Raw genomic sequence first — 8,833 nt, 5'->3', positions numbered from 1 at the left:
ATAATTCGTAATTCATAATTCGTAATTCATAATTCGTAATTCATAATTCGTAATTCATAATTCGTAATTCATAATTCATAATTCTTATTGGGTAATTCCAAAAAAAGGTTTTATTTTTCTAAGTCCTCTATTAATTCTTCGCTTAAAATTCCTTCACAAATCTGTCTTATTTCACCAGTCATTCTTATTTCCATTTCATCATTGATTTGTATTTTTAATTTCCCTCCAAGCATTTTAATAGTTACTTCACTATCAATCAAACCCTTTCTTCTTAATACACTTGCCACTGCACACGAAGAACTTCCTGAAGCTAAAGTAAATCCTGCCCCTCGTTCCCAAATTAACACCTCAACTTCATTTCGATTTACAACTTTTGCAAACTGTACATTAATTCTATTGGGAAACATTTTATAGTTCTCAATATATTTTCCGTATTTTTTTATTTCCTCAACATCTAAATTCTCTTTGATAATCACACAATGAGGATTGCCAACTGAAACACAATTTATACGGTATTCTTTATCCTCAATTTGTATCAGTTCATTTTCTACGATGTCTTTTTCTATTTTTGTTGGAATATCAGATGATTTAAAAATTGCTTTTCCCATATCAACAGTAATCAAGGTAGCTTTGTTGTTTCTCACTTCCTCAATATTTGCCTTTACAATTCCGCCTTTTGTTTCTACTGTGAATTCATTTCTTTTAATAATTCCGTAATCAAAAACATATTTGCAAAATATTCTTAAGCCATTTCCACTTTTTTCAGCTTCGGAACCATCTGGATTAAATATTCTAAGTCCTATATCAGCTTTATCCGATTTTACCAACAGTAATATTCCGTCTGAACCAATTCCAAAATTTACGTTGCAAATTCTTTTTATTGCTCTTTCAGATAAATTGAAAGTGATATTATCTTCATCAAATACTAAATACTCATTCCCTAATCCATGTGTTTTTACGAAAAAATTCTCTGTCATTTCTATTTTAAAATTTATGTTGTTTTTCAGCCTTTTTTAGCACAACAAAAGTACAAACTATTAATGAATTGTTAATCATTGTTAAAGAGCGTTAAACCATATTGTGCGAATTTTTTTTTACTCTAATTTCGTAATGATTTTACTAATAAGCTATCAATTTTATAAGGAGCTTAACAGTAATGGTAAATAAAAAACACTTAAAAACAAATCTATCAAACTATGAAACAAATTTCAAAATTATTCGTGGTATCCTTGTTGAGTGGCGCAACAACTCTTGGTGCGTATAAAGTATTATTTGACAACAATGGCTATTTTTCTTCCCATAAACAAGGTATTACAACTCTTGCTCCAGAAACTTTTAACAGAGCAGTCAACTTATCAACCGAAAATACCGATTTCACAGTTGCTGCAGACAAAACAATCCATACAGTAGTTCACGTAAAAAACGTATCGGTTAGAACCGTTTCTAATCCTATTATGGAATATTTTTATGGATATGGCGGAGGTCAGCAACAAGAACAAGTTGGTACAGGTTCTGGGGTTATTATCTCTGAAGATGGTTATATCGTGACCAACAATCATGTTGTAAAGGATGCGAACGATATCGAAATCACTTTGAATAACAAAAAAACTTACAAAGCTAAACTCATAGGAACCGATTCTAAAATGGATATTGCCTTACTTAAAATTGATGCCGATGAAAAACTACCCTATTCTACTTTTGCTAATTCCGATTCGGTAAAAGTTGGCGAATGGGTTCTAGCAGTTGGAAATCCGTATAACTTAACCTCTACCGTAACCGCTGGAATCGTATCGGCCAAAGCCAGAAATCTTGATACTAGAGGAATCCAGTCTTTTATTCAAACCGATGCAGCTGTAAATCCAGGAAACAGCGGTGGTGCATTAGTAAATACTAGAGGCGAACTTATCGGAATCAACACTATGATCTCGTCTATGACGGGTTCGTATGTCGGATATTCCTTTGCAGTTCCTTCTAATAATGCTCGAAAAATTATCGAAGACATTATGGAATTTGGAAATGTACAAAGAGGTATTCTTGGTGTAGAAGGTGGTGAACTGAACGGAACTGCTTCAAAAGAACTTGGAGTAACCCAAACTCAAGGTTTTTACATCAATAGAGTAGCCAAAAACTCCGGTGCCGAAAAAGCCAAATTACAAAAAGGCGACATTATCATCAAATTAGACAATCAAGATATTGCCACATTTGCTGATTTGTCTGGATACGTAAACACCAAACGTCCTAATGACAAAGTTGATGTTACTATCATTAGAAACAACCAAAAAATGGTTGTCCCAGTTGTCTTGAGTAAAAATGAGTCTTTTAGTACTGAGTTTAAAGGAATCGAACTTGAAAACATTAATGCTGATGACAAAAAAAGATTCAAACTAAATTACGGTGTAAAAATTAAAGATATTACCAACGAAAACTTGGCTCAATACAGCGAAGAATTAAAAGGAAACATTATAATTAGCATTGACAATGTAAAAGCAACCGATGTCGAGACTGTTTCTAAAATATTGAATAATAAAGACGAAAAACAGAGTACCCGTATCGAAATGATCAATAAAAACGGTGAAGTCATCCGAATCATTATTTAAAAAATTACAACCCTAAATTCTAAATCGGCTCATAAAATATGGGCCGATTTTTTTTATTCAAAAAAAAGAAAAAAAAGTTACGAAATCGATTGAAATTTTTACATTTGCACCGAAATTGAAAAATTTACAACAAATATTAATCAATTTGTTATTAAAAAACTAACCAAACCACACACTTTTACCATGATTAAAATCGATCTGTACGAAAAGGAAGTTTCACTTCAAGCCGAAAAAAGACGAACAGGAGTAGAATTAATTAAAATTATTAGCGATTTATGGTATGAAAAATCAATAGAGTTGGTTTTATTTCGCAACCCATTAATTGATAGAAATGTAAGCGAAATAATCAACTTGCATGAATATGCAGCAAAATTTATAGGAAAACCCATTTCAGTTTCTGATTCAGTCGAAATTGCCAGCGTAATTCTAACTTTAGATTTACCACCAGCAAAATTAGATATCGGAAAACTCACTTACGAATACCGATTAGAAGATGAGAAATATGAAGACATCAGGCATTTTGTATTACACAAATTGCGAAAAGCCAAATCAACCAAAGAAATAAAACCAAAAGATGTAATCCTCTTCGGGTTTGGTCGCATAGGTCGTTTATTAGCCAGAGAACTAATGTCAAAGACTGGAAAAGGCGAACAAATGCGATTGAGAGCCATTGTAACCAGAGATAAAAACGATGCAATAAACTTAGAAAAAAGAGCATCATTATTGCGATACGATTCCATTCACGGTGATTTTCAAGGATCGGTAATTGCTGATGTAACCAATAACGCACTCATCATCAATGGCACTACCGTTCATATCATTTCTGCCAAAACACCCGAAGAAATAGACTATACCACTTACGGAATAAACAAAGCCTTACTTATTGACAACACAGGAGCATTTACAACCAAAGAAGCGTTAAGTCGCCATTTAGTTTCAAAAGGAATTCACAAAGTATTACTAACAGCACCTGGAAAAGGTGTTCCAAACATCGTACATGGCGTAAATCATAACGAATACAACCCTGACGAAATAGATATTTTCTCGGCAGCATCCTGTACTACCAATGCAATAACCCCAATTTTGAAGGCAATAGAAGATAGCTTAGGAATTGTAAAAGGCCATCTAGAAACCATACATGCCTACACCAACGATCAAAACTTGGTCGATAACATGCATAATAAATACCGCCGAGGAAGAGCCGCTGCCCTCAATATGGTCATTACCGAAACTGGTGCAGGATCGGCAGTAGCAAAAGCCTTGCCATCGTTAGAAGGAAAACTAACCTCAAATGCCATTAGAGTTCCCGTACCAAACGGATCTTTGGTCGTGCTAAATCTAGAAGTAAACACACCCACATCTACAGAAGAAATTCATTCGATTATAAAAAAATACGCACTCGAAGGCGAACTCGTAGAACAAATCAAATATTCTATCAACAACGAATTAGTATCCTCGGATATCGTTGGAACCTCTGCCCCATCCATCTATGATAGCAATGCTACAATTGTTTCCAAAGACGGAAAAAGCATAGTACTCTATATCTGGTACGACAACGAATACGGATACAGCCATCAAGTAATACGACTTTCGAAATACATAGCCAAAGTAAGACGCTTTACCTATTATTAAAATATAACTAACCCCAACCACTTTACAGGCAAAAGTGTACTTTTTAGTTTTAATTTTTAGTTTTTTAGATTTATCACTTAACCTGTAAAAATCAAAACCGCTTTGTTCAACAACTTAGCGGTTTTTTTATTGGGCGTGCCCCAGTTGCACAAAGGGAGCCAATCATTGCAACGTACATACGCTCCCTTTGCACAACAGGGTCGGGCTATCCGTGCTACTTTGGTAGCTTACTCCTATCCCTCACGCAGTCTTAACCTCTATAGTTATATAAAGCCAATTTCTTTATCCAAACAATCTTTTAAAAAGAAGAAAAATCGTATATTTACTCTAACCATAAATAGAAAAGAAATGATCTGGTCAGCCAAAGTAACCAAGCACAGAGAACAAAGTAGAATTGCTGTTTATTTTGAAAAAAATACAGACTTAATAACTCGAATCAAAAAAATAGAAGGAGCAAGATGGAGCCAATCCCTACAAATGTGGCACATACCCGACACCGAAGAAAACCGCATTCGGTTCAAAATAAAACCATTATCGCATACCATCCCGTCTCAAGAAGGCATTGAAAACATCGAAAAATTCAAACAATGGCTACGTGTCAGACGATATAGCGAAAACACCATTACTACCTACAGCGAAGCCATAAAATCCTTTTTGGTATTCTATAGAGAAAAACCACTATCCGAAATTACTAATCAAGATGTGATTATTTATAACAACGATTATATCATCCAAAACAACTTATCCGCTTCCTATCAAAACCAAGTTATCAACGCTATTAAACTCTTCTTCCAAATTATTGAAACCCGAAAAATGATCATCGAAGAAATATTTCGTCCCAAAAATGCCAAAACCTTACCCAACATCCTGAGTAAAGACGAAGTAATGCGAATAATAGACACAACAACCAATCTAAAACACAAAACACTATTAGCCTTGATCTATTCAGCAGGACTCCGAATTAGCGAAGCAATAAACATGAAACTTACAGATATCGACAGTCAACGCATGCTCATTCATATCAAAAATGCCAAAGGAAAAAAAGACCGTTACACTTTATTATCCAATAAAATTCTTTTATTGTTACGAGAATATTTCACCATTTACAAGCCACAATTGTATTTGTTCGAAGGCCAATTCGAACAACAATACAGCAGCCGAAGTGCACAAGCCGTGTTGCAAATAGCAGCCCGCAGAGCAGGAATAACAAAACGCATAAGTTTACACACCTTACGACATAGTTTTGCCACCCATTTACTAGAATCAGGAACCGATTTGCGTTACATTCAAGACTTATTAGGACACAGTAGTCCCAAAACCACCATGATATATACCCATGTCTCCAATAATTCTTTGCAAAAAATCATCAACCCCTTTGACATGTAAGAAATAATTTTATTTTTGTAATGCGCTAAACAAAAAAAATTAAACGCACTAAAACAAACCAAAACATGCGTATAACATCCCAAACTAGAACAAATCAGGTTGATTTTATACACATATAAACGAGTTAGTGGCAATGCCAAGCCAAAACAAGGAACAATGAAACCTGAATTGAAAAGGATAAGAAAAGTAGAATATGATATAGATCCAAATAGATACGAATTACGAGATGGAAGAGAAATCAATGCCCCATTGTGTCCATACGGAAACCACTACAAATGGATAGGGTTTGACTTAAAAACGAATGAATATGTTAGATTTGCGAAATCTGTGTTTAAATTACTTATAAATAAAAATGGTAAATGAATAATAAAAAATATGGTATAGAGGGATTTGATGCCCCAGAACTTGAAAAATTTAGGTGGATTGATGCCTACGGAATAGATACTGAATCTATACAGCTTTCTAATTACAGAGGAAAGTTCATTGTATTGTATTGCTTCCAAAGTTGGTGCCCTGGTTGCCATAAAATTGGCTTACCTTCCCTACAACAAATGGTCTCTGCATTAGAAAACAATGAAGCAATCAAGTTCTTCGCTATTCAAACGGTGTTTGAAGGCAAAAGTCAAAACACTTTTGAAAAATTAAAAGAAACACAAAAGCAGTATAAATTAGAAATTCCTTTTGGACAAGATGAGGGAAATGAAAGTACACATAATATTTCAAGTGTAATGTATCATTACAGAACAGGAGGAACCCCTTGGTTCATTTTTATAAACCAAGAAGGAAAAGTAGTGTTCAATGATTTTCATTTGAATACCGAAAAAGCAATTGAATTTTTACAAACAATTAAATAATTTTTTTATGCAAAAATGGATAGACGTAATAAGATTAGCCAATAATGGCAACCTTAAACCAGATCAAAGAATTGAAAAATCGGTAGAAGAATGGAAATCACTTCTTACCGAAGAACAATTTTATGTAACTCGTAAAAAAGGAACAGAGAGAGCTCACAGCTCCGAAATGTGTAATTTGTTTGAACCTGGCAAATATGCTTGTATATGTTGTAACACTGTACTTTTTGACAGCGAAGAAAAATTTCAAAGTGGAACAGGGTGGCCTAGTTTTACACAGCCCATTAAAGAGAATGTAATTAATTATATCAAAGATGTTACATTTGGTATGTATCGAATAGAAACAACTTGTAGCACTTGCGATGCTCATTTGGGACACGTTTTTCAAGATGGGCCTATGCCAAGCGGATTGCGATTTTGCATAAATGCTGTCGCTCTAAAGAAAGTAAAATCTGATGAGAAAAAAATTACATTTGGTGGTGGTTGCTTTTGGTGTACAGAAGCGATGTTTCAACAACTAAAAGGAGTTGTAAAAGTAGAAAGCGGCTATAGTGGTGGCGAAATTATCAATCCTACTTATAGAGAAGTGTGTTCTGGAACTACCGGTCACGCAGAAGTAATTGAAATTACCTACTTACCTTCTGAAATCAGCTTTGAAGACTTGATAAAAATTCATTTAACTACTCACAACCCAACAACCATAAATAAACAAGGTGCTGATAGAGGAACACAGTATCGTAGCATTATCTTTTATAGAACAGAAGAAGAAAAAATGCTCGCTTTAAAAGTCATTGAAGAAGTTCAACCTGCCTACGATGATATGATTGTAACAGAAGTGAAAATGTTTGAGCATTTTTACAAAGCAGAAGCAAATCACCAAGATTATTACAATCGCAATAGCGAAGCTGGATATTGTACCGCAGTGATAAATCCCAAATTAGCAAAATTAAAATCGCTTTATCAGGATAAACTAAAGAAATAATGGACGAAGACATAAATTTTTAATGAAGCAATTTAAAAAATAAAGAATGAAAAATAGTCTTGATAAAAATGCAAAATGGCTCTTGCTTTTTGGTATTTTATTAACATTTTTATTTCCATTACTACTTCCATTGCTCAATAAAACAGGCATTGGTAATTTTGGCGTTGTTGGCGATGCGATTGGCGGTATAACAAATCCTATTTCTCAACTCATTGGCTCTATACTTCTATATTTAGCGTTAAAAGCTCAACTTTCAGCAAATGGCATAGTGCAAAATCAAATAGAAAAAGACAATATAAAGGAAGAACTACAACACAATACAGAACAAATACGGACTTTTTATTCTTTCTTTCAAGAAACAATAAAAAATTTCAGTTATGAGTTTTCTGATGCAAATGGAAAACAACTGTTGTATGGAAAAAGAGCCATAAAATGTTTCTTAAATGATTTGGAACAAATGAAAGTAGATATTCATAATACAGATGATGTACTTATGTATGATGGAGTAAGAGAATTATTAAGTATTTTGAAAAGTGCAGAAGAATTATTCAATCGCATTGATACTATTTCTTCAAAATCACAACATATTTTATTTTATAGAACTCTTTTGCAACACGAATTATTATTCAATATTTTTCCTTATCAAGACCTTGATGACGATATTAATATTAAAACTGGAAAATGCACTATTTGTGCAGATGCACATTCATATTATCCTCCTATTATATTTGATAAAATTAAACTTTTAGGATCTAAATTTATATAAAAATGGCAACAGTAATTAAAATTAAAAACATTGAAGAAGGCTTCCAAAGTATTATCACTAATGGTAAGCACACCATTATTGGTGACGAACCTATCACAAGTAAAGGAACAGATTTAGGTTTAGCACCCTCAGAACTTGTTTTAAGCGGTTTGGCAATGTGCAAAGTCGGAACTGTCCGTTTTATTGCTCGCAAAAACAACTGGGAGATAGAGAATGTAACAGCCGAACTAGTGCAAGAAGTAGCAAGAGGGGAAGGAGGGCTAAAAACCACTATTCAAATTAAAATGATTATTGAAGGTAATCTTTCCGAAGAGCAGAAAGAAGAATTGATAAAACAAGCCGACCGTTGTTATATCCACCGTTTGTTAAATAGCGAATGGGATATAATGCCTATAACGCTTTAAATCAAATGCACTGCCACTAACAAGGTATTGCCAAAAGCGGGGCTGAAGGAATTCTAATCAACTTTTCTGTAATATTTGAACTGCGGTATTTCTATTGAAGTTCTGTGCAAAAAAATCCCCGCCTTCGGCAATACCCAAACCGTTAGGAGAGATTGCTCCGTGGACGAACAACAGATGAATTTAATAAGGTTTTTGAAAGCGGAAAAGACAAAAAA

The 8,833-nt window shown here is 33.9% G+C and carries 9 protein-coding genes; 8 read left to right on the top strand and 1 reads right to left on the bottom strand.

What is annotated here, in order from left to right; translation table 11 throughout:
- Positions 1 to 110: 110 nt before the first annotated feature.
- Complete coding sequence (gene dapF / locus ABEB18_RS17385) at positions 111 to 977, bottom strand: diaminopimelate epimerase (protein ID WP_348800617.1); 867 nt, start codon at positions 975 to 977, stop codon at positions 111 to 113.
- Positions 978 to 1,196: 219 nt separating this feature from the next.
- Here dapF and ABEB18_RS17380 point away from each other — a divergent pair, with 219 nt between their 5' ends.
- From ABEB18_RS17380 to ABEB18_RS17345, 8 genes are all read left to right on the top strand, one after another.
- Positions 1,197 to 2,597: a trypsin-like peptidase domain-containing protein gene (locus ABEB18_RS17380; protein ID WP_348800616.1), complete on the top strand. Its 1,401-nt coding sequence runs from the start codon at positions 1,197 to 1,199 to the stop codon at positions 2,595 to 2,597.
- A gap of 183 nt (positions 2,598 to 2,780) precedes the next feature.
- The gene (locus ABEB18_RS17375; protein ID WP_348800615.1) at positions 2,781 to 4,229 is read left to right on the top strand and encodes a glyceraldehyde-3-phosphate dehydrogenase; all 1,449 of its coding nucleotides are present in this window, start codon (positions 2,781 to 2,783) and stop codon (positions 4,227 to 4,229) included.
- Between the two features lie 348 nt (positions 4,230 to 4,577).
- Complete coding sequence (xerA, locus tag ABEB18_RS17370; protein WP_348800614.1) at positions 4,578 to 5,615, top strand: site-specific tyrosine recombinase/integron integrase; 1,038 nt, start codon at positions 4,578 to 4,580, stop codon at positions 5,613 to 5,615.
- A 168-nt stretch (positions 5,616 to 5,783) separates the two neighbouring features.
- Positions 5,784 to 5,978, top strand: coding sequence for a hypothetical protein (locus tag ABEB18_RS17365; protein WP_348800613.1), 195 nt, complete (start codon positions 5,784 to 5,786; stop codon positions 5,976 to 5,978).
- Entirely contained in the window at positions 5,975 to 6,469 is a 495-nt protein-coding gene (locus tag ABEB18_RS17360) for a peroxiredoxin family protein (protein WP_302718654.1), read from the top strand. Before ABEB18_RS17365 ends, ABEB18_RS17360 begins: the two co-directional genes overlap by 4 nt.
- A gap of 7 nt (positions 6,470 to 6,476) precedes the next feature.
- Positions 6,477 to 7,448 carry a peptide-methionine (S)-S-oxide reductase MsrA gene (gene msrA / locus ABEB18_RS17355; protein ID WP_302718656.1) on the top strand — a complete coding sequence of 324 codons (972 nt, stop codon included), beginning with the start codon at positions 6,477 to 6,479 and terminating at the stop codon, positions 7,446 to 7,448.
- A 46-nt stretch (positions 7,449 to 7,494) separates the two neighbouring features.
- Complete coding sequence (locus ABEB18_RS17350; RefSeq protein ID WP_302718658.1) at positions 7,495 to 8,214, top strand: hypothetical protein; 720 nt, start codon at positions 7,495 to 7,497, stop codon at positions 8,212 to 8,214.
- Positions 8,215 to 8,216: 2 nt separating this feature from the next.
- Positions 8,217 to 8,618, top strand: a complete 402-nt coding sequence (locus ABEB18_RS17345) for an OsmC family protein (protein WP_028123739.1) — start codon at positions 8,217 to 8,219, stop codon at positions 8,616 to 8,618.
- Positions 8,619 to 8,833: the final 215 nt, after the last annotated feature.

This window comes from Flavobacterium adhaerens (assembly GCF_040045115.1).
Lineage (GTDB): Bacteria > Bacteroidota > Bacteroidia > Flavobacteriales > Flavobacteriaceae > Flavobacterium > Flavobacterium adhaerens.
This window is presented reverse-complemented; position numbering and strand designations above follow the sequence as displayed.

Bases quoted from the DNA above. Each gene is read 5' to 3' on its own strand.
- dapF (WP_348800617.1), bottom strand. From the start codon at position 977: ATGACAGAGAATTTTTTCGTAAAAACACATGGATTAGGGAATGAGTAT.
- ABEB18_RS17380 (WP_348800616.1), top strand. From the start codon at position 1,197: ATGAAACAAATTTCAAAATTATTCGTGGTATCCTTGTTGAGTGGCGCA.
- ABEB18_RS17375 (WP_348800615.1), top strand. From the start codon at position 2,781: ATGATTAAAATCGATCTGTACGAAAAGGAAGTTTCACTTCAAGCCGAA.
- xerA (WP_348800614.1), top strand. From the start codon at position 4,578: ATGATCTGGTCAGCCAAAGTAACCAAGCACAGAGAACAAAGTAGAATT.
- ABEB18_RS17360 (WP_302718654.1), top strand. From the start codon at position 5,975: ATGAATAATAAAAAATATGGTATAGAGGGATTTGATGCCCCAGAACTT.
- msrA (WP_302718656.1), top strand. From the start codon at position 6,477: ATGCAAAAATGGATAGACGTAATAAGATTAGCCAATAATGGCAACCTT.
- ABEB18_RS17350 (WP_302718658.1), top strand. From the start codon at position 7,495: ATGAAAAATAGTCTTGATAAAAATGCAAAATGGCTCTTGCTTTTTGGT.
- ABEB18_RS17345 (WP_028123739.1), top strand. From the start codon at position 8,217: ATGGCAACAGTAATTAAAATTAAAAACATTGAAGAAGGCTTCCAAAGT.